22 protein-coding genes and 1 tRNA gene are annotated in these 21,974 nt (G+C 40.4%); 7 read left to right on the top strand and 16 right to left on the bottom strand.

The window, feature by feature from the left end; genetic code table 11:
- Position 1: 1 nt before the first annotated feature.
- The 3 genes from clpP to EHS13_RS10940 form a co-directional block, all read right to left on the bottom strand.
- On the bottom strand, positions 2-601 hold the full coding sequence (gene clpP, locus EHS13_RS10950; RefSeq protein ID WP_155700370.1) for an ATP-dependent Clp endopeptidase proteolytic subunit ClpP: 600 nt from the start codon (positions 599-601) through the stop codon (positions 2-4).
- Between the two features lie 135 nt (positions 602-736).
- A complete protein-coding gene (gene tig / locus EHS13_RS10945; RefSeq protein WP_155700369.1) occupies positions 737-2,038 on the bottom strand; it encodes a trigger factor in 1,302 nt (433 codons plus the stop codon).
- Between the two features lie 81 nt (positions 2,039-2,119).
- Positions 2,120-3,055 (bottom strand): hypothetical protein, encoded by a 936-nt coding sequence (locus EHS13_RS10940; protein ID WP_155700368.1) that lies wholly within the window; start codon positions 3,053-3,055, stop codon positions 2,120-2,122.
- Between the two features lie 188 nt (positions 3,056-3,243).
- On the opposite strand from EHS13_RS10940, the gene EHS13_RS10935 reads away from it, so the two are divergent.
- Both EHS13_RS10935 and EHS13_RS10930 read left to right on the top strand, forming a co-directional pair.
- A tRNA-Arg gene (locus EHS13_RS10935) sits at positions 3,244-3,320 on the top strand.
- 136 nt (positions 3,321-3,456) lie between these two features.
- Entirely contained in the window at positions 3,457-3,933 is a 477-nt protein-coding gene (locus EHS13_RS10930) for a DL-endopeptidase inhibitor IseA family protein (RefSeq protein ID WP_162463063.1), read from the top strand.
- Positions 3,934-4,033: 100 nt separating this feature from the next.
- Here EHS13_RS10930 and EHS13_RS10925 read toward each other — a convergent pair whose 3' ends face one another.
- The 3 genes from EHS13_RS10925 to EHS13_RS10915 form a co-directional block, all read right to left on the bottom strand.
- A complete protein-coding gene (locus tag EHS13_RS10925; RefSeq protein ID WP_155700366.1) occupies positions 4,034-5,608 on the bottom strand; it encodes a copper amine oxidase N-terminal domain-containing protein in 1,575 nt (524 codons plus the stop codon).
- Between the two features lie 99 nt (positions 5,609-5,707).
- Positions 5,708-6,010 carry a response regulator transcription factor gene (locus EHS13_RS10920; RefSeq protein WP_162463062.1) on the bottom strand — a complete coding sequence of 101 codons (303 nt, stop codon included), beginning with the start codon at positions 6,008-6,010 and terminating at the stop codon, positions 5,708-5,710.
- A gap of 188 nt (positions 6,011-6,198) precedes the next feature.
- Positions 6,199-6,432 carry a hypothetical protein gene (locus tag EHS13_RS10915; RefSeq protein ID WP_227013887.1) on the bottom strand — a complete coding sequence of 78 codons (234 nt, stop codon included), beginning with the start codon at positions 6,430-6,432 and terminating at the stop codon, positions 6,199-6,201.
- A 155-nt stretch (positions 6,433-6,587) separates the two neighbouring features.
- Here EHS13_RS10915 and EHS13_RS10910 point away from each other — a divergent pair, with 155 nt between their 5' ends.
- A complete protein-coding gene (locus EHS13_RS10910; protein ID WP_162463061.1) occupies positions 6,588-6,968 on the top strand; it encodes a helix-turn-helix domain-containing protein in 381 nt (126 codons plus the stop codon).
- A 156-nt stretch (positions 6,969-7,124) separates the two neighbouring features.
- Here EHS13_RS10910 and EHS13_RS10905 read toward each other — a convergent pair whose 3' ends face one another.
- On the bottom strand, positions 7,125-8,045 hold the full coding sequence (locus tag EHS13_RS10905) for an aldo/keto reductase (RefSeq protein ID WP_155700363.1): 921 nt from the start codon (positions 8,043-8,045) through the stop codon (positions 7,125-7,127).
- 136 nt (positions 8,046-8,181) lie between these two features.
- On the opposite strand from EHS13_RS10905, the gene EHS13_RS10900 reads away from it, so the two are divergent.
- The 3 genes from EHS13_RS10900 to EHS13_RS10890 all read left to right on the top strand — a co-directional run bounded on the left by EHS13_RS10900 (position 8,182) and on the right by EHS13_RS10890 (position 10,495).
- Positions 8,182-9,426: a glycosyltransferase family 2 protein gene (locus EHS13_RS10900; RefSeq protein WP_155700362.1), complete on the top strand. Its 1,245-nt coding sequence runs from the start codon at positions 8,182-8,184 to the stop codon at positions 9,424-9,426.
- Between the two features lie 105 nt (positions 9,427-9,531).
- The gene (locus EHS13_RS10895; protein WP_155700361.1) at positions 9,532-9,960 is read left to right on the top strand and encodes a GNAT family N-acetyltransferase; all 429 of its coding nucleotides are present in this window, start codon (positions 9,532-9,534) and stop codon (positions 9,958-9,960) included.
- A 7-nt stretch (positions 9,961-9,967) separates the two neighbouring features.
- Complete coding sequence (locus EHS13_RS10890) at positions 9,968-10,495, top strand: YfiT family bacillithiol transferase (protein ID WP_155700360.1); 528 nt, start codon at positions 9,968-9,970, stop codon at positions 10,493-10,495.
- 6 nt (positions 10,496-10,501) lie between these two features.
- On the opposite strand, the gene EHS13_RS10885 is transcribed toward EHS13_RS10890, so the two are convergent.
- The 7 genes from EHS13_RS10885 to EHS13_RS10855 form a co-directional block, all read right to left on the bottom strand.
- On the bottom strand, positions 10,502-11,161 hold the full coding sequence (locus EHS13_RS10885) for an HAD family hydrolase (RefSeq protein WP_155700359.1): 660 nt from the start codon (positions 11,159-11,161) through the stop codon (positions 10,502-10,504).
- 7 nt (positions 11,162-11,168) lie between these two features.
- Complete coding sequence (locus tag EHS13_RS10880) at positions 11,169-11,978, bottom strand: N-acetylmuramoyl-L-alanine amidase family protein (protein ID WP_155700358.1); 810 nt, start codon at positions 11,976-11,978, stop codon at positions 11,169-11,171.
- Positions 11,975-12,964, bottom strand: a complete 990-nt coding sequence (locus tag EHS13_RS10875) for a glycosyltransferase family 2 protein (protein ID WP_155700357.1) — start codon at positions 12,962-12,964, stop codon at positions 11,975-11,977. The genes EHS13_RS10880 and EHS13_RS10875 overlap by 4 nt, the downstream gene beginning before the upstream one ends.
- A gap of 208 nt (positions 12,965-13,172) precedes the next feature.
- The gene (locus EHS13_RS10870) at positions 13,173-13,745 is read right to left on the bottom strand and encodes a nucleotidyltransferase domain-containing protein (protein ID WP_162463060.1); all 573 of its coding nucleotides are present in this window, start codon (positions 13,743-13,745) and stop codon (positions 13,173-13,175) included.
- A 13-nt stretch (positions 13,746-13,758) separates the two neighbouring features.
- Positions 13,759-14,694, bottom strand: a complete 936-nt coding sequence (locus EHS13_RS10865; protein WP_155700355.1) for a phosphatase PAP2 family protein — start codon at positions 14,692-14,694, stop codon at positions 13,759-13,761.
- Entirely contained in the window at positions 14,684-16,195 is a 1,512-nt protein-coding gene (locus tag EHS13_RS10860; protein ID WP_155700354.1) for a DUF4153 domain-containing protein, read from the bottom strand. The genes EHS13_RS10865 and EHS13_RS10860 overlap by 11 nt, the downstream gene beginning before the upstream one ends.
- A 5-nt stretch (positions 16,196-16,200) precedes the next feature.
- Positions 16,201-16,629: an NUDIX hydrolase gene (locus EHS13_RS10855; protein ID WP_162463059.1), complete on the bottom strand. Its 429-nt coding sequence runs from the start codon at positions 16,627-16,629 to the stop codon at positions 16,201-16,203.
- A 163-nt stretch (positions 16,630-16,792) separates the two neighbouring features.
- On the opposite strand from EHS13_RS10855, the gene EHS13_RS10850 reads away from it, so the two are divergent.
- Positions 16,793-18,586, top strand: coding sequence for an ABC transporter substrate-binding protein (locus EHS13_RS10850; protein WP_155700352.1), 1,794 nt, complete (start codon positions 16,793-16,795; stop codon positions 18,584-18,586).
- Here EHS13_RS10850 and EHS13_RS10845 read toward each other — a convergent pair.
- Together EHS13_RS10845 and EHS13_RS10840 are read right to left on the bottom strand one after the other, a co-directional pair.
- Positions 18,528-18,914, bottom strand: coding sequence for a GtrA family protein (locus tag EHS13_RS10845; protein ID WP_155700351.1), 387 nt, complete (start codon positions 18,912-18,914; stop codon positions 18,528-18,530). The genes EHS13_RS10850 and EHS13_RS10845 overlap by 59 nt on opposite strands.
- Before the next feature lie 21 nt (positions 18,915-18,935).
- Entirely contained in the window at positions 18,936-21,902 is a 2,967-nt protein-coding gene (locus tag EHS13_RS10840) for a glycosyltransferase family 39 protein (RefSeq protein ID WP_155700350.1), read from the bottom strand.
- Positions 21,903-21,974 lie beyond the last annotated feature (72 nt).

Raw genomic sequence — 21,974 nt, 5'->3', positions numbered from 1 at the left:
ATCACTCCTTTTTATTCGAATCGATGCGAGTGATAACCTGATCAATCAAACCGTAGTCTTTCGCTTCCTCGGCGCTCATGAAATTATCTCTGTCCGTATCGCGTTCGATCTTTTCAATCGGTTGGCCAGTACGTTCAACATAAATCAAATTCAGTTTATGCTTAGTCTTCTGGATCCAATCGGCATGAATTTTAATATCTGTTGCTTGACCACTTATACCACCAAGCGGCTGGTGAATCATCACTTCACTATTGGGTAGTGAGAAACGTTTCCCTTTCGCTCCTGCAGTTAGCAGAATCGAACCCATACTAGCTGCCATACCTACACAAATCGTAGATACATCTGGCTTAATAAATTGCATCGTATCATAAATCCCCATACCAGCCGTAACAGAACCACCTGGAGAATTAATGTACAAGTGAATATCTTTCTCGGCATCTTGAGCTGAAAGAAACAGAAGCTGTGCGATGACCAGATTGGCTACATCGTCGTCAATCGCACTCCCGATAAAGATGATGCGGTCCTTGAGCAATCGCGAGTAAATGTCGTAAGACCTTTCTCCGCGCGCCTCTTGTTCCACAACCATAGGTATTAGATTCATATAGCCAACCCCTTTACCTCTAAATTTTAAAGCTTCTTAATTTTATCATGTTTACGAAGCAATGTCATTTTTCAGGGATCCTGATATTTTCCGTAGACGAAAGGCACGTTTAATAACGTGCCTCCCTATCTTGTCTTATGCTGAAGCTGGAACAACTTTACTGTTAGCAAGCAAGAAATCAATGGTTTTTTTGACAACCAGCTCTAACTTCATGCTCTCTAGATTGCCGTTAGCCTCTAATATAGAACGGATATCTTCAATCGTTCTTTTGTAGGTTTGCGCCATTTTATCTAATTCTTCCGTTAATTCTTCATCGGTAACTTCGATGCCTTCTGCTTTAGCAACTGCTTCAAGCACGAGGTTATTGCGTACACGTTTTTCAGCATCGCCAGACATTTGAGCTTTAAGAACGGACTCATCTTGACCAGAGAATTGGAAATACATTTCTAAAGTCATTCCTTGTGACTTAAGACGATTAGCGAAATCATTCAGCATCAATTCAACTTCCGCGTCCACCATAACCTGTGGAATCGCAACATCTGCTGATGCAGCAACTAGTTCAACGAGTTGATTTTCTTGATCGCGTTTAGCTGTTTGGTCATTCTTCTCTGCTAAGCGTTTAGACAAATCTACTTTGAATTCCTCCAAAGTATCGAATTCACTAACATCCTTAGCAAACTCATCGTCTAGAGCCGGCAAATTTTTGCGTTTAATTTCATGAAGCTTTACCTTAAAGACTACTGCTTTACCTTTAAGCTCTTCAGCTTGATAGTCCTCAGGGAAAGTAACTTCAATATCCTTATCATCGCCAATACCCATTCCAACAACTTGATCTTCGAATCCAGGAATGAAGCTGTTTGATCCTAGCTCTAGGGCATGTCTTTCACCTTTGCCGCCTTCGAAAGCAACTCCATCCAAGTAGCCATCAAAATCAATGATTGTGGAATCGCCGTTTTCAGCTTGTCCTTCTTCAACAACAATAAGCTCGGCGTGTCTTTGTTGAAGCTTAGTCAATTCAGCTTCTAACTCTTCTGTAGTAACTTCTTTAGCTGTATCCGCGATTTCTAATCCTTTATATTCACCTAACTGCACTTCCGGTTTAACTTCAACCTTAGCAGTGAATTTAAGCGGTTGGCCTTTTTCCATTTGCTGTACATCTACTTCTGGACGGTCAATCGGATTAATACCCGTTTCTTTAACCGCTTGCGAATATGCTTCAGGAAGTAAAATATCCAATGCATCCTGGTATAAGCTTTCAACGCCAAACTTAGCTTCAAAAATGGAGCGTGGCACTTTCCCTTTACGGAATCCAGGGATGTTGGCTTTCGCCGATACTTTCTTAAATGCTTTGTCCAATCCTACAGATACTTGATCTGCTTCAACCTCAATCGTAAGAACCCCATGGTTCTTCTCTATTTTTTCCCAGCTTGCTTTCATTTTATGCCTTCCCCTCCAAAAATGTACCGAGCTATTTTCACGGTTCTAATTATAACCATTCTATTATATCACATCAAATTATCATTTCAAGGTGATCGGAAATTGTGCAGCAAAGTTATTTAAAGTTTGAAAGGCTCGTTTCCATAAAAGCTGAGATTCTTCCGGTATTTCATACAACCTTTGAATCTCCAACTCCCTGAAAGTTCCCGTCATTAGCTCGCCAATTAAACTATGTAAAGCGGATGCCCATACGCCAATGGATTGCTCATCTCCATGCACTAACTGTTCATATGCTGGTGTAGCATAAATATATGCTAAGAATTGCTCCCATATTTCCTCTGCAAAATAAGATAACGATGGCTCATCCATTTCTGCAACCTTTTGAAGTCTACTTAAAACCATGCCGATTTTCTCAGGATACCCCTCTAGCTCCAATGGAACCTCACTAATATCCAATGTTATCGGGATTCCCCCTTTCGATATTTGAATTTCTCCCTGAAAGCTGCGGATCTTCAATACCTGTAAAGCTTTGAATTGGATCCATGGTGAAATGGTGTTTGCTTCTAACCAGGATATTAAGGCTTGCGTAATGCTGGTCTTGGCGCTTGCAGCCTCTTCCATGTAGGCAAGCTGATCCAAGGCAAGTATTTGTTTGCCAGCGGCGATATGTGGCTGCAGCATCTCTATAAGCTCATTTATATAGTTGGGATCTTGCTCTGTCTTCAATTGCAAATGCTGACGCAGTAAATCCTTTTCCGTTTCTTCCGGCTCCTCATCCAACTCATCATCCTGAGCCTCACTCAAGCTCATAGATTCGAGCCAATCCAACAAAGATAACCACTCTTCATTCGTACGTGGATCTCCACTATCACATTTCCCCAAAAAACGCAGCAACGTTATCGCTTCTTCATATCGCTCTGTTTCCAACATACGCGTAATTTCGATTTGATAGAAATCGATGGTTTTTGGCAAAAGCACCACATTGTCCTTCGACTGATTTGTTATATTAATCTCCACCTTTAAAGTAGGATAAACCTTACCGTTCTTTCCGATGGTATCTCTTTAAGCATTAAATTGCAAAATACATGTTAAAAACAATCTTAAAAATAAGCGGTTGATTTTCTGTTTTCCCTGTGATATTATTACTCAGGCGGTTATGACACAATGCTAAAATGATTACTTGGTAAGCTTAAATCTTATACTGTGTCTCAGTAGCTCAGCTGGATAGAGCAGCGCTCTTCTAAGGCGCTTGTCGGGAGTTCGAATCTCTCCTGGGACGCCATTACTTAAAATCAAATTATGTTTAATAGATCAATAAAAACCCCTCAATCCCTGTTCAATCAAGGATTGAGGGGTTTTTATTTTAATTGAACCTTTTCAATCAAATTCCATACCTTATATTCAGGAGGTGGTATTTGTTGCTAAAAGAAAAATTAGTCTCAAGGTTGCCTAATATAGCTTTATTTATCGATCAAGCGGAGCTTGCATGGGGTAATATTGTGAATTCCGCCGAGGGTGGAAGGGAAATTAAAATTGGCGGTTTTATCTATAGAAAATTACCAATTAGATTTAACACAAGGCTAAAGATTTTTGATTATTTCAGACGTTTTTGGAGTATTGAATTCAGTAGACGTATGCTTTGCAACCTAAAAACAATTTTTTTCAAGGGACATCTTTATGTCCGCGTTGGTGATATAGGCGCAGTCCCAATCAAAGTAGTATCCTTTCGTATTTTGACGCGAACCGATAGACTTCTGCGAATTAGGGCTATTTTATCTGGATCCGATAAAGGAAACACTGTCATTTTTTATTCCATCAAACGCAGCCCGAATAACTTAACAATCATTTTACGATCCAAGAGCCTAACTGACGTTAGGTATCGGCCTTGTAGATGAAATTTAAGGTGTTGATCACTTTGTTCAACACCTTTTTTCGCTATACCAAGATACAACTAAAAGAAACGACAAGAGAAATCTCCTGTCGCCTCTTCCATATTTACATCATCATTTTGGTTAAAGTAATCGTGGAATCATCGTTCCATTTAACATCCCAGCCAAGTAATTCAGCAATGAAACGAAGTGGGGCCTGAGTACGATCCTGAGTAATAAAGACTTTTGCGCCAATTGGTTTGGACATGCCGTTTAGTTCCATTGTCGATTTGCCAATCCAAAACTTAGCTACGTCTTTCCCTACCGTTACTGTTACCATTCGAGCAGCAGCATCCCATTCAACATCAGCGCCCACAGCTTCTGCTAATGCACGTAAGGAGATGTATGTGTTGCCTTCAGATAACATTGGGGCTACATCAAGCATTGTTTTGGTGTCATTGATCCACAAATCCTTGCTGCCAATTTTCAAGGTTACAGTAGTCATCATGTTAGATCCACCATTGCCTGTATCAGGATTGCCTAGATCTACAATCGCACTGGCAAGCAAATCGCCTGTCATTCCCATATGGCTATATGCTTCACGCAAGCTAGTATAAGTTGTCGGATAATCCTTAGCTACATAGCTGTCAAAAGCAGAAACCAATTGATTGACATGCATTTGTAAACCAGATGCAAGATCGCCTTCAGGAAGCTTAGTAGCACCTGCCAAGAACTTCGCAAAATCCATTTTATAATTGCTTAGTTTATCTAACGCTGCTTTACGGCCCTCTTCATTTTTGCCTGCAGTTGCTTTCACATAATCAACGAAGAATCCAATATGTGCGGTCCATAGGCCATTAAATGCTTTTCCGGCATCGGCACCAAATACGGAAGTAATCGATGCTGTTAAATCGTCTGTGTTTTTACCAAGTGCTCCTGCCACATCACCGAAATCCGCTGCGCCCATTACACCTTTTTGCATGGCATAAGCCGCTAAGAAAGCATGCTCGGAAAGCTGGCTATTCAAGGTAATGCGTAAGTTAGCTGCGTCGGAATTAGGATCACCTGTGAATTTATCCGGCATATTCTTCGCAATAGCACCTGCTAATAATGTACCTGTCATCGACATATGCATATAGGCTTCGCGGAAGCTCGCATATGTAGTCTTGTAATCCTTAGCTACATAGCTGTCAAAGGCGGAAACCAATTGATTGACATGCATTTGCAAGCCTGAAGCAAGATCACCTTCGGGGATTTTGGTAGCGCCTGATAAGAATTTAGCAAAATCATTTTTATAATTTGCTAATTTGTCTAAAGCGGTTTTACGGCCCGCCTCATCCTTTTTGGCTGTAGCTGTTACATAATCAACGAAGAATCCAATGTGCGCTGTCCATAAACCGTTAAATGCTTTCCCGGCATCTGCGCCAAATACGGACGTGATGGCTGCTGTTAAATCATCTGTGTTTTTGCCAAGTGCGCCTGCGGCATCACCGAAATCTGCTGCGCCGTCATACCCTTTTTGCATTGCCACCATTGCCAGTACGGCATGCTCTGATAATAAACTGCTTAGTGCTGCACGAAGATTTGCTGCTGGTGTAGCCGTTGGAGATGTTGCTGCACTTGCAGCCAATGCCGGTAGAATAAGTGCAATACACATAACACCAATAATCAACTTCTTCATAAATGATGAGCTTCTTTTCATGGTCATTTCTCCTCTTAATTGTTTTTTCACTTCTCATACCTATCAACGGATGATTGAAAGATATGGATCACAATTAAGCAGAAAAATTAATTATACGGCTTAAACAGTCTCACTGCTTGGAAGCGTGAGCAAATCTAGAATCAGGTTAGAAAGCACTTTGCGAATCGATCTGGAGCCTACCTTATTCATAATTTTCACAATATGATTCTTCACTGTTTTATCACTGATTACACAGTAATCGGCAATTTGCATATTAGTGTATCCCTTTAGAGCAATTAAACAAAAAATCTCACTTTCACGACTGGTTAGTTTATGCCTATGAATAAATTCAGATAATTTATCATGTCTTTGAATCGTAGCTAATATAGAATTTCCCTCATTTCTTGGAGAGCCGAAGCTCAAATCTCCACTATAAATAATGGACTCTAAATAAAATTGATTAATTTTCTTGAAAATGCTTTATATAACCATATAATGAGTGAATTAACAGAATAATAAAGAATTTGTTAATCCAATGCTTTACCTTATACGAATTAAAATATATTTATGGTTATTTAGTAAAAAACTAATGAATTTAGTGTCTCATTGGATTAAACTGGAAATGTATATGGATTGCCAAGCCTTGTTTCTTCCATTAATCCAAGGGCTTGTGTAATGATTCTTCGATACCGTCTTCCAGGCCTTATGCCATATAGCATTTCAGTAAATCTATTCTCAGGAATTTCTACTGAATAACAGAATTCTTTCTGCAGCATACCCCGATCCAATAAAGCTTTCTTCACTGAAACGCCAAAATCCGTTAATGAGTTGTTTGTTTTATTCATTATTCTAACCTCCGTTAGACCATACTCGATTGAGCATTTAATTGGGTGTAATAAATTCCCATATGCCTATACTATATCTGTTATCAGATATAGTCAACATTTTAATAACTTTATCAGATATTGTCGTTTTTACTTTATGTTGGAAGGTGATAGATATGGAAACTATCGGATCAAGGTTCAAACATCTGCGTAAAATAGCTGGATTAAGCCAATTGGATTTCGCTAAGACAATTGGACTTTCTCAAGGCAGGCTTAGCGATATTGAGACCAACCAGAACAAACCATCAGCAGATACACTTATAGCAGTTAACGGGTGTTTTGGAACTAGCACAGATTGGCTTCTTCAAGGAATAGGTTCAATACCAGGATTTGAAACATACGAAGCAGTAAAAACAAAAGTTGAATTATCGGACATGCCCTTCCTTAAACTCCTACATCAATTGAATGATTTAGAGAAACATCATATATATAATTTCATCAATTTCACTATTAAGAATCGTTCCGCTCCTTTTAAATCGAATCAGCAGGAAGACTAATTTTTTTGTAGCTTTTGTGGAATTTTTTCCACAAAAAGCTGCAGAGTTAGCTTTTTGTAAAGAAAAAACACCTTCTCTAAAATTAAGAGAAGGCGCCTCACTTATCGTCTTAGTTTATCTAGCTATATTCTGAAAATAGATAGTAATCGAACTCCCTTATTGTTTCCAAGCTTGCTTATGCTGATCACTTGCATACTCTGCTGCTTTAGCGTTGGATTCAACCTGAGCCTCGTTCTTACAGCCTGGGATAACGGACGTGACTGCCTCGTGCTTCAAGCACCAAGCTAACGCCCAAGTCGCCATATCCATTCCTTCAGGCACTTCATTTAACTTAATGGACTCGACTTCACGAAGCAAAGACGCGGTATGCTCCTGATTATGGCGATTACGAACATCAGAAGCTTCAAAAACAGCTCCTGGCTTATATTTACCACTTAAGTAACCGCTCGCTAATGGAACTCTAGCCAAAACTCCCAAATCCTGAAGCTCACTTGAAGGAAATACTCGTTCCTCTGGCTTTCTGTCCAGTCGATTGTATACAACTTGGATCACTTGCGAATTGACTTTACTGGATGCATCCGTTTGCAGCAGGTTATCATTACTGCCAATTGAAGTGCCTAGATGCCGTATTTTGCCTGCCTGAATTTGTTTATCTAAAGCTGTCCACAGCTCATCATTATTAAATTGTTCATCTCCGCCGGAATGGAATTGGTAGAGATCCACATAATCCGTTTGCAAGGCATGAAGGGAATCATCTAGCTGCTTCACAACTTCTTGAGCTGACCATAATTGATCACGTTCAAATGGTACTTTGAAATGGTGCCCAAACTTGGTTGCAACTACCCAATCCTCGCGCCTCTGATTGCGCAAATAACCGCCAATTAAAGACTCCGATAAATGATCTCCATAACATTCTGCTGTATCGATCAAATTGATTCCAAGCTCCTTGGCTTTATCGAATAGTCGATCAACCTCAGCTTGAGTGAAGTCCATGCCCCATTCCCCGCCAAATTGCCATGTGCCAATCCCAATCACGGATACCTTCAGCTCCGTTTTTCCTAATCTGCGATATTTCATTCTAATTCCTCCTGAGAGTTTTCTTTAGAAAACTTACTACGTAAGCATAATCTGTGCTATCCTTCAAAACATTCGACATTATGTTCAGTAAATCCTTTCCACATTGTATAATAGTGTTAAAGTTGAGGAGGTGGTTATGATTCCCTATTACAGCTTAATTATTCTGTCCTATAATAACTGGGCATTCACCAAACAATGCCTAATTTCGATACTTGAGAGCCTAGAGGAAGCCCAAATTCATCAGGGCATCGAGCTCGTTGTAGTCGACAATGGTTCCAATAGAGAAACGGTCAAGCAATTGAATGCCTTTAATAAAAAATATAAAAATCATCCCGTTCAGCTCGAACTCGTCTTGTTAAATGAGAATTTGGGTTATCCAACAGGGATCAATATAGGGATTGGCCATTGTAGAGGAACAATAATTGCCGTACTGAATAATGATTTGCTGTTTCCTCCTAATTGGCTAGCACCGTTAGTGCAAGCTCTCGAAGCTGATCCTAAACTTGGTTTTGCCGCTCCTTTCTTGAGCTATGGAGGCGGAAGTGTCCAACATGTCGGAAAGACCTTTGAGACAATCGAGGAAATGGAAGCATTCGCGAGCTATTTTACAGATTTGAATAAAGCTCATGTAATCTATGCAGATAAACTAGTTGGAGCCTGCCTAGTTTTCCGCCGTGATTTATTAGTTGCTATCGGAGGAAATGACTTCTGGTATGGGATCGGTAATTTTGATGATGTGGATTGGTGCTTACGTGCAAGATTAGCAGGCTATACAATAGCCGTAGTTGGGGGTTCATTCGTCCATCACATTGGACATGCTTCGTTTGCACAAGTCCCAGACCAATTCACGTCCAGCCTGCAAAACAATCACACTAAATTCGAACGAAAATGGAGAGTTAGGGAGCATCAGACTGCTCAGCAGAACGATCAAAATTTTATAAAATTTGAACATAGCAAGCATTACATTCCAACTCAAATTTCGGAGTTCATTTCCACTGATAACATTTGGTTTCCAAAGTCTGCCCTCACCAAAAGCTTGCTAATGTGCGCAGATTGGAGCCATCCAGAAAGTCAGTGGCCTGTAGTATTGGCTGCTCTTTTATCCGAACCTAATTATGATTATGCTGTGATCTATTGCTGGATCCCATCTGCTCTATATGAAGTGGCAGACATTGAAGCTCAGTTCATTAGGTTGATCGCTGCCGCGGCAAGTGAACCGCCATCTTCCACAAAGGCTATAAAAATAATTTCAGATGAAGTCCCTTACTCCGCTGTTTTAAGTCTAATTCAGTCGGCAGATGAAATTGTTAAAGTCCCCCAGGATTTTGTAAATCGTTATATTGTGTATCTTGCAGAGCAAATTGGAGTGAGAATTATTTGATTTCAATGGCATTATACATATAATACTTTTAGGGGGCTATTCCATTCATGGTGGATACTCCGATTGCTGCACTTACTTTAAACAGAAAAGGGAGTTTTGATCATCATGCTAATTCCAATTAAACAACGAATCTCTGAGGATTCTATACAAGAGCTGCTTTCCTATGCCATTTTCCCAGACCCGGAGAGAATCGAGCAAGAAATCGTGCGTTACCATTCCGAAGCAGCATTAGAGCTGTACGGTCATGAAGAAGATGACGAGATTATCGGAATCGTTGGTTTTATTGTGCATCCGAATAATAAGCTTGAGCTAAGGCATATTGCGGTAAAACCGGAGGAACGCAGTAAAGGTTATGGAAGAGGGTTGATTCTGCAGCTGCTTGAGGCTAAACAGCCTGCAATTATTGAAGCAGAAACGGACGAGGATAGCGTAGATTTCTATCGTAATGTTGGCTTTTCTGTTATAAGCTTAGGTGAGAAGTTCCCTGGAGTAGAACGATTCAAATGTATCTTTGAGGTTGAGCTGGAGGAGTAGATGAGGAATGGAAAAGCTGAAATATCCGATTGGGAAATTTGACCATGAAGGTACCATTACAACTGAGCAGCTTCATAAATGGATCGAGGAGATTGCAGCAGCACCGCAGAAGCTGCGGTCTGCAGTACATGGATTATCAGAAAGCCAGCTGGATACTCCCTATCGCCCAGATGGTTGGACAGTAAGGCAGGTCGTTCATCATGTAGCAGATAGCCATGTGAACAGCTATATCCGCTTCAAGCTTGCTCTTACTGAAGAGCTTCCAACTATTAAACCTTATGATGAAGCAAGCTGGGCTGAGCTAAGCGACTCTGTTAAGCTGCCTGTTGAAATTTCCTTGCAGCTTCTGGACTCACTCCATCTGCGTTGGGTCGATGTGCTGAGATCTACGAGTGCAGAAGCCTTCAACCGCAGCTTCATTCATCCAGAATCGGGTGAAACGCCATTAGCTAAAAACGTAGGCATTTATGCTTGGCATGGTAATCATCATATCGCTCATATTACCAGCCTGAGAGAAAGAATGAATTGGAGTTAATTTAAGCTAATTAAAACGCACAATAACTTCGGATAAGCTCATTTGTTCCATAGAGTCCAGTCGGAGATCGGTTTCACCGAAAACAAGACTTCCTGTAATTGAATTAGGAACAATTACGCAATACATTCCTGCCCTTTTGGCAGCAAGTGAACCATTAGGTGAATCCTCGAAAGCGATAGCTTCCGACGGTAGAACGCCAAGATCCTCTAAAGCTTTCTGATAAAGCTCGGGACTTGGCTTTACTTTTACTACATCTTCTCTAGTACGGATTGTTTCAAAGTAATGGGCAAGCTTGTGAATCTCCAAATATCCGGATACCCAGGCGAAAGATGAGCTTGAAGCTAATCCAATCCGCAGGTCTAAAGCTTGTGCGCTTTGCAAATACTCGCGAACGCCTGGACGAACTCCCTCCAGGCTCATTCGTTTGGTAAACAAATCATGTCTATTCTTTTTTAGCGTCTCACGATCAACAGGTTTTCCAACAAGCTCTTCGAGATAAGCATATACATCAAAGGCGGATGCATCCGTACCAATGCATTTGCCCCACTCCGCGATCGGAAGCTCTACGCCAAGTTGTTTGAATATCTCGGAATGAGCATGATATTCGTTACTCTCCGTATCCAAGATAAGTCCATCAAAATCAAAAATAACGGCTTTAATTGCCATAATCTCATCACCCCTCAGCTAGCCATTGTTCGATCCCAATCAACATCCCTTTTGCTAACTTTTCCTGATAGCTTTTGGTAGCCATTAGATTATCTTCCTTTTTGTTCGTCATAAATCCCATCTCTATCAGAACAGACGGTACCTCAGACCAATTAAATCCAGCCAAGTCGCCCCTAGGAACAATCCCTCTTGATTTAGCTCCTGTTTCCTTAATTACCGCCTTTAACATCGCTTCTGCTGCAAGCTTGCTTGGTTTAGCTTTTATTGTTTTAGTCGAGCTATTTTCAATTGGATATTGAATAGAAATGCCATTAACTGTTGATTTATCATTTCCATCTGCATGCACTCTTACGAAGAGATCTGCTTTTGCTTTGTTTGCCATGAGCGCCCGCTCTTTATTACTTAAATTCACTTCATTCTTATCACGTGTCATCTGCACGCGGTAGCCTTTAGCAACCAGTATATCTCTTAGAAGCAAAGAGACGTCCAAATTGAGCTGAAACTCGGTTTTTTTTGTAGAAATCCCTCTTGTTCCTGAGGTAACCTTAGGCTTCTTTACTTTTGAATTTGGACCGAGGTATTCCAGCTCGTTATTACCTTTAAGCTGATGGCCGGGATCTAGAAAAATCAACGGCATTAAAGGTTTAGGAGCTGGGGTTACTGTTGCAGCAAGCGGTGTGAGCGTTTGTGCGGTAATCATTACTTGTTGTTTAACAGAATCCTTTTCTAAAGTTACCTTATGATCAGCCCTTGCACATGAGGTAAGTATCAAACCCAAACAAAAGATAGTTAAAACCAAACTCAGCTTATATTTCATGATTGTCCCATTTCTTTTGAAGCAGCCGTTAGCTCTTTTTCAATAATATATAAGGGCCGATGCTTAACCTCTTTATAAATTTTCCCTATGTATTCGCCTATCAAACCCAAGCTTACTAGCTGAATCCCGCCAATAAACCAGACGGATGCCATTAAGGATGACCATCCGCTTACGGTAGTACCTGATACTTTACTTATGATAATATAAACCCCGACTAATAAACTAACTATGAAGAATAAAAAGCCAGCCAAGGTTACAATTCGGATTGGTGTGACACTTAACGAGGTAATCCCATCTAGGGCAAAACCAATCATTTTTTTCAAAGGATATTTGGATTCACCTGCAAAACGCTCATGCCGATCATACTGAACCTTTACTGTTTTAAAACCAATTAGAGGCACAATGCCGCGCAGAAATAAATTAACCTCCTTAAATTTCTCAAGCTGCATCAAAGCACGTTTGCTCATTAAACGGAAATCGGCGTGATTATATTCAATTTTGGCACCCATTCTCGCCATTAATCGATAAAAGCCAAGTGCCGTATTTCGCTTGAAGAAGGTATCACTCTCACGACTTTGGCGAATACCATATACAATTTCGGCGCCTTTATGAAACTCGACAACAAATTTTTCAATTGTGCCAAGGTCATCCTGTAAATCTGCGTCAATCGAAATCACACAATCTGCCTGCTCTTTTGCTGCCATTAAGCCTGCCAATAAAGCATTTTGGTGTCCCACATTTCGAGCGAGCTTAAGCCCTGTTACATACTGATTTATTAGATGGTGATGCTCGATAAGCTCCCATGTACGGTCACGACTGCCATCATCCACAAACATTATTAAGCTAGATGGTGAGACCAGCTTGGATTGGATTAAATTAACCATTACAACGCTCAACTGTTTAATTGTCTCTCCGATGACTTCTTCTTCATTATAGCAAGGTACAACTATGTTCAATATCGGGGGGGTACTGGCGCTCCAATCCATAACAACTGTGTCTCCTCTATGTAACGACTATTAGACCCAAATTAGCACGTTTGGTTGGATTTGACAAGCTATGGGTAATTTAAGAACCTATTACAACCTGTTGCTCTCGCTAATAATATAATTTATATAGGCCAATGTGTCGTTTCTGCGTTTAATGCGAGAAGAATAATAGGATTTAGCGATGCCTTTGCGCAATCTCATAGCCTCGTTAATGATCTTGTGCCATCTTTCCGGAACAGAATAATCCTATGTAAGATACAGTGAGAAACCTTTCGCATTTATTCCGCCAATTCACCCAGTAGTAGTTAAGATTCCCCTTCATGTCATGAAGTAAGATATCCCAATCAATTGTATAATCAAGCTTGTTCGATTCCTGCCCTTTGACAGCAATTCCATGGACCTTTAGCTGATAAGCATCTATCGAATTCTTATTAAACTGCCTAACTCCTCGATACTTTCCTTCATTAAAATAACAATAAGATTGCTCACCGTGGTTAACCTGCTGCATATCCGCCGAAGTGATGTATTTTCCATCTAAAATCCTTTTCGGAAATCGCTGCTGAATTTCCAGATGAATCTCTTTGAGCAAGGCTAACTTGTCTGCAGTAATTTCCTGTTTAACTATGGCAACGAAATCGATATCGCTGTAGTTTTTAGTGAAGGCTCCCAATGAAATGGAGCCATAGATGTAATAAGCCTCGAGAAAATTCAGCAGCTTTGAATCAAGCAATTGAAAATAAGCATCCAAAACCGCTTGGACTCTATCAGGAATAGGCAGCATTTTCAGCTTCCTTTCATGAGTTCTTTCTGATTTTTCTAATCGTACCAGTGAATTTGCGAGAAATATACGGGAAAACTCCGGCATTAACGATCCAATCTGCAAGCTTTACACAGCCATAGGCGAATAACATACCCGCAAACACATCAAGAACCCAGTGGATTTTCAAATATAAGGTGGCGACAAGAATGGAGATGCTATAGATCCCAACCCACCATCGGAACCATTTGCTTTTCTCACGCATGGCTAGCAGAAAGCCAGAAAAAGCAATCGATGTATGTAAGCTTGGGAAGCAATTTAATGTGGTACTGAATTGCTGGGCAGGAGTCAACACACGATGCAGTAGATCAGGAACACCTTGCACATACCAAACCTCTTGCAGCAGCACAGTATTGTAGAACACCAGAACAAAGGGGACCTGCAGCAAATAACCAGCTAAGGCAAAAGTCGCTATTTTTTTGACATCCTTAGTGAAAAAAGAGCGGATAATGCAAATCCAATAAGATAAAGCAAATCCATTATTATAAACCCAAGTAAAATACCAGTTTAGCGCTTTGGGCTGCCACACACGGAATATCGCCCCATCATTTAACGGGATCGCATTAAAAATCTGGTTCCATTGAAAGATATGGTGAATCGATTCCGTTTGCCAGACAACAACCGAGTTCCAAAGGCCTCCTGAATATTTATAAATCAAAAACAAAATACCTAAAACTAGAAAACCAGTCGGCAAGAACTTTTCCCAGGAAATATTCTTGGCATCCTGCGCTGTCCCGATTAAAGCAACAACCAGCACGAATAAACAGAGCCAATCCCAATTCTGAACTTTAGTTATGAAAAAAAGCACTACCGCGGTTGCTGCCCCTAATACTAGAATAAGCCACTTTTTACTACCATTTGTTGCTTTTGGTGCAGTTGATTCGTTTAATACGGTTGACTCATTACTTGACATGCTTCAATGCCTCCATAGCGCGATGTTCTGCTAAATTAAATCCTTTCCAATCTGTTTGTTTACCAGCTAGTCTATTCTTCATATTCAATAGAAGCTTATTTAATCCATCCGGTTTGTTGAGCTCCTTCTCGTTATGTCGAATCAAATAAGGGACTACGTCATAAGAAAGCTCATTAAAATAACTGAGATCAATTTTCCCTGACAAAGTATACCGCTGCAAATTATTTTTCGCAATAATTAGATCAATGTTAATGTAGTTAATCAATAAACAAGCTACCAGTGTCACACATATAAACGGCTTTAACAAAGGCATTCTATCCATCCAAACACGTATCAGCGACAGCACTAATAATACAGCAAGAAACAGCATAAATGCATGGACCAGAATTCGTGTGATCGTATAGCCATAGGCTTCTTCATATAAGGATAGCCTTAAATGTGCCGAAATAAGCATCACTATCGTACTAACTACCAATATCGATAACATCACCTTCAAAAATAACTTAAGGTTGAGGGTACCCTCTGTCTTCACCCAATGAATACTTCCTAAAAGCAAGCTGAAATTGATCATCGTGACCACAACCAGCTCAGCAAAGCCTCTTCTAGCATACTCTGCGTAATTCGTTCCATCTGGCAGAATCCCATCACCTGCGGCGAAAAAATAAGAGAACTGCACGATGGTAAATAATAAATAGACGGCATTTACAACAAATAATATGGTTAGCGCTACTGTAGTGTCTAAGGTTAAAGGTCTGGGAGCTTCAACAGTCCGTATCCCCCAATCTACGTCAGGGATCTCTTTATTAGGTTTTACTGGAGGATGCAGCAATGCCCATAAATAACCGAATACATAGCTCGATACAATAACAATCCAGATTATTCGGAACAAAAATTTCGCTATATTAACCTTCATAAAAATGTCCTGCCATCCAGCTATTTGCTCTTGAAACACGGAATCAGCTGAAGCTAACAAGGGTACTATTACAATTAGCAAGGGCAAGGTTAATAGGAGACCTAAGCCTATCTTAAGCAAGCTTTTGTTTCTACTGCCTGTTCGATTAAGCAGCAAAGTGATAAGTAATTTTATAGGTTTCGGGAAGTATGTAAAGCTGCTAACTATACTCTGTTTGAATATATCGCCCACATAATGAAAAGGTTGTCCGATATGACGTTTAAGCTCGCCCATACGCATCGTTTGCACGATAATAAGCAACGGGATGGCAAGAAAATTAAGCACATGCAGCACCGGGTTTGAAAAAATAAAGAAGGTTAATGATAGTAAGGCTATAGGCACGATCAGCATATATTCGAGATCTACACCATGATGCAGTTTATTTCTCAGTCCCCAGAACAGATAAGCATATAACACAACTACAAAAAGCGGATAGGAAATGCCTATTCCATTACTATTAAACAAAATATATTGGATAATTCCGACGAATAAAGCCAGGATCATTGTTCTAATCATTTCATTACGTTTAACTAGCTCACTCTGCTCCATCCCTATTAACCCCCTATCCAAAAATGATCGGCTGCATAAGCATCTACAATAAGCTTGGAGGTTTCTTGAAAATGCAGCGGCAAATCATACAAGGAGAAAAACCTGAGCTTATGAGATCCCATATTCATGCTTCGTAGATACCCAAAATATGACTTTGCCATATAAATCGCCATATCATGGAATACTTCATCCCCATCCGTGTAATAAGAACTGAAATCCGTTCGAGAAAACATTCGATATAAAGTAAGCTGAGCCAGATGCAGCCCTGGTTCCTTGAGTAACTCTTGGATCCCCCCTGGCAATTCCCATTCCTCTGTTCCCGAACGCTTTTGGAGTAAAATCTCTCCACGCTCATTCTCCACAATTATAAAATCATCCGTATATTTATGTGTTTTCAAATGCTGTGATCTACTAAATTCCATGATTTGTCCCATACTTCATTTCCCCATTTCACAGTTTACTTTAACCGGTTAGCCTACATGCTTAGTTTACGCGATTAAATAGGAATAAAAAGTGTAAGTTTGTTTTTGGGAATTTCATATTTTAGCGGTACGTGGTAAACTGAGGCAAAAGAACCTATTCGGGGAGTGAAAATGCATGAAAATGGCCAATCACTATATCCGTTTGCGTGAGCATTTATCTCTTCCTGAAGGCGTACAAGAAGCTATCGTTACCCTAGATGAATTGGCTGCTATTCTCGACTGTACTCACCGCAACGTCGTCTTAATCTTAAAAAGATTGGCGGATAAACAATGGCTGATATGGTCGCCTAAACGAGGCAGAGGCAATAAATCAACTTTAACCTTTCTTGTGAAAAGTGAAGAGCTTGTCCTGCAAATCGCCCGTAACTTCGTTGAAAAAAAGGACTTACGCAGTGCCATGGACTATATAAACCGCCCCTCCTTACCCCAGCTAAGCCGCGAGCATTTTAACGAATGGCTGTTTAGTTATTTTGGCTATCGCGCTGAGTTGAAGGATCACAAGAAAATTGATCTGCTGCGCTTCCCTTTAAGCCAAGCCTTCTATACCTTAGATCCTGCTTTCATCAATTACTCGAGTGAATCTCACTTGGTTAATCAAATCTTCGATAGTTTAGTGAGATATAATCCGCAAAATCAAATGATCGAAGCTCATATCGCCCATGCCTGGGAAATCGATACCTCACGAACAGTTTGGACCTTTTTCTTACGCAAGGGTGTTTTGTTTCATAATGGCAAGGAGCTGCATGCAGAGGATGTTCGATTCACGCTGAACCGGTTGCGCCATGTCAATCCACGCTCGCTTTATCGTTGGGCACACCTCTACATAAGGCAGATTAATGTGCTGGATGCGAATACTTTGCAAATCGTGCTCAATGAGCCGAATGAGCTATTCGCGCATTTCCTCAGTACAAATCGTGCTGCCATTATCCCAATTGACTACGGTGGAGAAACCAAAGAGCGGTTTGCTAAAGCTCCGATTGGCACAGGGCCATTTAAGCTTGTGAAAAATGACGGGTCCATCTGTGTTCTCGAGGCGTTTCAGCCTTATTTTCAGGGACGGGCTCATCTGGATCAGCTCGAGATTTGGAATATTCCCGACCTCTACGAGCATAAACAAAGCAAAAGCTTTGAAGGCTTTCAAATACTGCATAATTTTCGCTTGCCGGATCATGCGGAAGAGACCTCATGGAACCAAGTGCACCGTGGGGAAATATGTAAATTTATCACCTTGAATTTATTAAAGGAAGGTCCATTAAAGGAAGTAGAAACAAGACGAATTGTGACCGAGATGATTCGACAGCATCTGCATTTGGATACTGCAAAAGAGGGGATTTCTCCGACCGATGGCTTTTTGGACAAGGAACTAAGCGAGTTAAATACAGAGGAATTATTTGCAAATGAATCGGCTTCACTTACTGACACATTGGTTTTATGCACGATTCCTCAATATGAGGCTGATGCGATAATGCTGCAGAAAGTTTGTCAATTGGCAGGAATAAAGCTGCAGATAAAACTGCTGCCTTTAGCGCAATTTCAAGGGGAACAGCGGCTGGAAGCAGATTTTATCTTGTTTGCGGTTATGCTGGATAATGATAAGGAGCTGCGCTTAATTGATTTGTACAAAAGCATGCAGCAGCACGTTGGGCAGGCGGTTAAGCTGCAGATGGAGTTTTATTTGGAAACCATTATTCATGAGATCGATCCACTTATCAGGACTAAGCAATTTATCGCTTTAGAACGTATGCTAAAGGATATACATGCGATTCATTTTCTGTATCGCAAGCAGCTGAAAACGGTCTATCATCCCTCGGTTAAAGGGATTTCTATGGACTCCTTAGGCTGGATGGAATTTAAGAATATTTGGTTCCGTTCGTCCGAAACACCCACAGCTTACTTCCCACAAAGTTAACTAAAGTTGTGGCAATCGTCGTCAATAATTTAGCAGTTAACACCTTAAGCTCCCAATGATCCTTAAACAGCGCCAACAACCCCAATGAGAGCAGTAACGAGCCTAAATTAAGCACGGTAAACCTTATGGCTTGCTTAGGCTCTAACCGCCCCTTCTGGGCGAATGTCCAATATTTATTCAAGGTGTAGCTATTAATCATCCCAACCCCGTAGGAAATACACTGTGCCACGATATAAAAGACACCTAACCATGCCAATAAAGCAAACACAGCGAAATCAAGCGCCGTATTCAGTAATCCAACCAAATTGAATTTCACAAATTGACGCATGAGGGTCTCCTTAAAGTTTATTTAGAATGTCCAAGAATCAAACCAACGCAGCACGTAATTCACATAGCCTTTATCAACGACCATGCCTGAGAGTACGGGATAGAACATAACGAACAGACCCAACACTAAGGTTAAATAGGCGGCAACATAGATCCGATAATCAGGTTTTTTCTCGAGAATGACTTTAATCATATAAACGATACAAAGAATCAGAAAAGGCACCATCGCAAAATAATGATAAATGAAGGTTAAGCGACTGACGAGCATCCAAGGTACATATTGCGAAAAGTAAGCAATTAAGACGACAAACATGCCTTTATCCTTGCGTTGTCGACTAACGAATATGGCAGCGATAACAGCTAATAACCCTACCCACCAAATGGCTGGATTACCAAACGAAGCTATACTGGAGACATTACCGTCGGAAACCTCTTTCCCATTGTAATACCAGATTGGGCGCATAATTAAAGGCCATTCCCACCAAGCCGATGAGAAAGGATGAGTCGCAACAAGCTTGCTATGATAGTCAAACATATCTGTTTGATATTTAATTAATTGCTTTACCGTATGATCTTGTCCAGGAACAGCCATGATCGGGAAAAAAGATAAGCTATAAATAATCACTGGCACAATAATGAAGAATAACGAGCACCACGCCACCGTTTTTACCGCAAGCTTCGAAAAGGTACCTACAATTTGTTCCGCTTTGATTTTCTTGGAGAAATCCTCAACTGCCATTGTTTCCTCGACTTCTTCAAGATCATTCCCATATCTTTCCTCCAGCATCGAAGAATTGGCTTGATTGAGTAGTTTTTTAGCTGCCTCATATTCCCGATATCGATCATAAAGCGTCAATAGGAAAATAAGCGCTAAACCGGCCCCACCGTAAATGACAATCCATTTGCTCGCTGCACCAATTCCAAAAAATAAGCCTGACAAAAACAAGGGACGCAGAGTTTGGCTCAACGTAGCTTTATAAAAACTAAGCTGATAAAACCGCAGCATGAAATAGTACATCAGAATAATGAAGAATACACCATATACATCAATGGTACCTATTCGCGTTTGAGCAAAATGCATAAAATCACAAGCAATTAGAAATGTCGCCATCCAAGCATAACTTGTTCTGCCGAATAAACGTTTTGCAAACACATACATCATCGGAAGCATGCCGATACCGAATAAAGTACCTATAACACGCCAGCCAAATGGATTCATCCCGAATATTTTGATACCTACAGCAATCAATAGCTTGCCTAATGGAGGATGTGTCGTCTCATATGGCTTTATTAGATGCAAATGCTCATAAGCGGTTCTTGGATGATAAATTTCATCAAAATAAGATTCGTTCATAAACGTTGGTTTATAAACCACTTCATTCTGCTCATCAAACACATTTTTAATTTCCTGCCGGTCTAGGGGAAGCAAGCCTTCAGAATGGATCTCTTCGATCTTCATCGGCAGCTTCTTGTCCGTATATTTCCCATAAATCGCCAGCTCATTTAAAGTAAAGCCAGGCTTATCTACCGTTACCTTCACATAACGTGCAGAGTAGTTGACGGGCTGGACAATCCACTTGAACACGGTCGTATATTTAGTCTCTATGATTAATGGATTTTTCCATGTATCCGGTGTGTCTTCACCAAACTCAAGCTTAAGCTTACCCTCACCAATTCCAACAAACGCATTAACGCGTTCAATTGTTTGGGATTTGCCTAAATCCACATAAAAAGTCAGCGAGCTTACAGGCTTCCAGAAGGTTTCCGGTTCCTTCAGCGAACCTAGATTATAGAAAGCAACTAGTGTATAAATCAGTGTAATTGTACTCATCCAAATCCAATCTTTACGGGTGAGCAGCTTATTAGATGTCTCCTGTAAGTTCGGTTCAGGTTGATTAAATTCTACTATTTCCATTTTTAGAATGCGCTGTTTGATAAAGATATCGTAGCCGCTGTAAATCAGATAAATCAATAAAACCACGTTGGTCAGCGACACAACCATCAGAATACCTTCGACATGTGGAATCAGCGGGTGTGCCGTTTTACTATAAGCATGCGCAAAGCTGGAATTAATAAAATGAGTTACGCTAAAGCCAAACAATAATTGCAAAAGTCTGCGATCCTGGGTAAGGATGTAGCTGAATATAGCAAGCGGAATAGCCGGATATAAATAGGAAATACGCATATGTGGTGCAAGCACAAACACGGAAACAACAAAGAGCAATAGGATGAAAATTACTTTAGAGAGGTTCAATGGCTGTTTAATACGTTTTATGAAAAACCCTAGATAAATAAACGCTCCGGCTAAGAGAATCAAGCCCCAAATGTTGTACGACAGCAGCATTCGTTCATTACTAGCTGCAAAGCCGTTCCCGCCAGTTAGCGCAAATAAATTGAAGACATTTAAAGTCGCATAAGTATCCGTAACGAAAACATGCTTCACAACCTGGGCTATCCAGAGCCACGGTTTAAAGGTAGAAAATTGGAACATTCCTGTGAGAAGAGCCGCGGTCAAAACGAATATGCTGCCTAAAATGCTGAGGATAAATCTTCGTAACGAGCTTATTGCAAAAATCACAACAACTATACACATAATAAAATAGCTGGTAGCTTGAAACGATACAGACGCATGGAACATTACAGCAGGATTCATTGCAAACAATAGGCAAACTCCCAAAGCGATTCCTTTACCTAAGGGTTTAACCGCGAAACAATAAATCAGCCATGCCGCTATAATATCTGCAGCAATTGGCAGGATGTCTATTCTATAGATATGGCCTGAATACTTATAGACAATCAATCCTCGAATTAAGCCTGCAAATAAAAGCACGAAGACCAACAAACCATTTAAACGACCTTTGGATAAGGTGCCGAGCTTATTCTGTCTAATAATTGCGATATATATAAGAGCAAATACGATAAAAAATAATAAAGAAAGCAATAAATCAGGAAACGCTGAGATTGTGGCTTCAACTGTCTTGGATTGCAATTATTATTCACCTGCTTGTCGGATTGTGTTTTTTCACTTTACCCATTATCCCAAAAACAAGCTTTTTATGGA

Origin of the sequence: Paenibacillus psychroresistens (genome assembly GCF_009728935.1) — a bacterium.
GTDB classification, from domain to species: Bacteria; Bacillota; Bacilli; order Paenibacillales; family NBRC-103111; genus Paenibacillus_AC; species Paenibacillus_AC psychroresistens.
The sequence above is the reverse complement of the archived record's forward strand: the minus strand, read 5'-3'. Positions and strand labels throughout refer to the sequence as shown.

What these genes read in the sequence shown, in the direction of transcription:
- clpP (WP_155700370.1), bottom strand. Translation starts at nt 601, where the DNA reads ATGAATCTAATACCTATGGTTGTGGAACAAGAGGCGCGCGGAGAAAGG.
- tig (WP_155700369.1), bottom strand. Translation starts at nt 2,038, where the DNA reads ATGAAAGCAAGCTGGGAAAAAATAGAGAAGAACCATGGGGTTCTTACG.
- EHS13_RS10925 (WP_155700366.1), bottom strand. Translation starts at nt 5,608, where the DNA reads ATGAAAAGAAGCTCATCATTTATGAAGAAGTTGATTATTGGTGTTATG.
- EHS13_RS10915 (WP_227013887.1), bottom strand. Translation starts at nt 6,432, where the DNA reads ATGAATAAAACAAACAACTCATTAACGGATTTTGGCGTTTCAGTGAAG.
- EHS13_RS10910 (WP_162463061.1), top strand. Translation starts at nt 6,588, where the DNA reads ATGGAAACTATCGGATCAAGGTTCAAACATCTGCGTAAAATAGCTGGA.
- EHS13_RS10905 (WP_155700363.1), bottom strand. Translation starts at nt 8,045, where the DNA reads ATGAAATATCGCAGATTAGGAAAAACGGAGCTGAAGGTATCCGTGATT.
- EHS13_RS10900 (WP_155700362.1), top strand. Translation starts at nt 8,182, where the DNA reads ATGATTCCCTATTACAGCTTAATTATTCTGTCCTATAATAACTGGGCA.
- EHS13_RS10895 (WP_155700361.1), top strand. Translation starts at nt 9,532, where the DNA reads ATGCTAATTCCAATTAAACAACGAATCTCTGAGGATTCTATACAAGAG.
- EHS13_RS10890 (WP_155700360.1), top strand. Translation starts at nt 9,968, where the DNA reads ATGGAAAAGCTGAAATATCCGATTGGGAAATTTGACCATGAAGGTACC.
- EHS13_RS10885 (WP_155700359.1), bottom strand. Translation starts at nt 11,161, where the DNA reads ATGGCAATTAAAGCCGTTATTTTTGATTTTGATGGACTTATCTTGGAT.
- EHS13_RS10880 (WP_155700358.1), bottom strand. Translation starts at nt 11,978, where the DNA reads ATGAAATATAAGCTGAGTTTGGTTTTAACTATCTTTTGTTTGGGTTTG.
- EHS13_RS10875 (WP_155700357.1), bottom strand. Translation starts at nt 12,964, where the DNA reads ATGGATTGGAGCGCCAGTACCCCCCCGATATTGAACATAGTTGTACCT.
- EHS13_RS10870 (WP_162463060.1), bottom strand. Translation starts at nt 13,745, where the DNA reads ATGCTGCCTATTCCTGATAGAGTCCAAGCGGTTTTGGATGCTTATTTT.
- EHS13_RS10865 (WP_155700355.1), bottom strand. Translation starts at nt 14,694, where the DNA reads ATGTCAAGTAATGAGTCAACCGTATTAAACGAATCAACTGCACCAAAA.
- EHS13_RS10860 (WP_155700354.1), bottom strand. Translation starts at nt 16,195, where the DNA reads ATGGAGCAGAGTGAGCTAGTTAAACGTAATGAAATGATTAGAACAATG.
- EHS13_RS10855 (WP_162463059.1), bottom strand. Translation starts at nt 16,629, where the DNA reads ATGGGACAAATCATGGAATTTAGTAGATCACAGCATTTGAAAACACAT.
- EHS13_RS10850 (WP_155700352.1), top strand. Translation starts at nt 16,793, where the DNA reads ATGAAAATGGCCAATCACTATATCCGTTTGCGTGAGCATTTATCTCTT.
- EHS13_RS10845 (WP_155700351.1), bottom strand. Translation starts at nt 18,914, where the DNA reads ATGCGTCAATTTGTGAAATTCAATTTGGTTGGATTACTGAATACGGCG.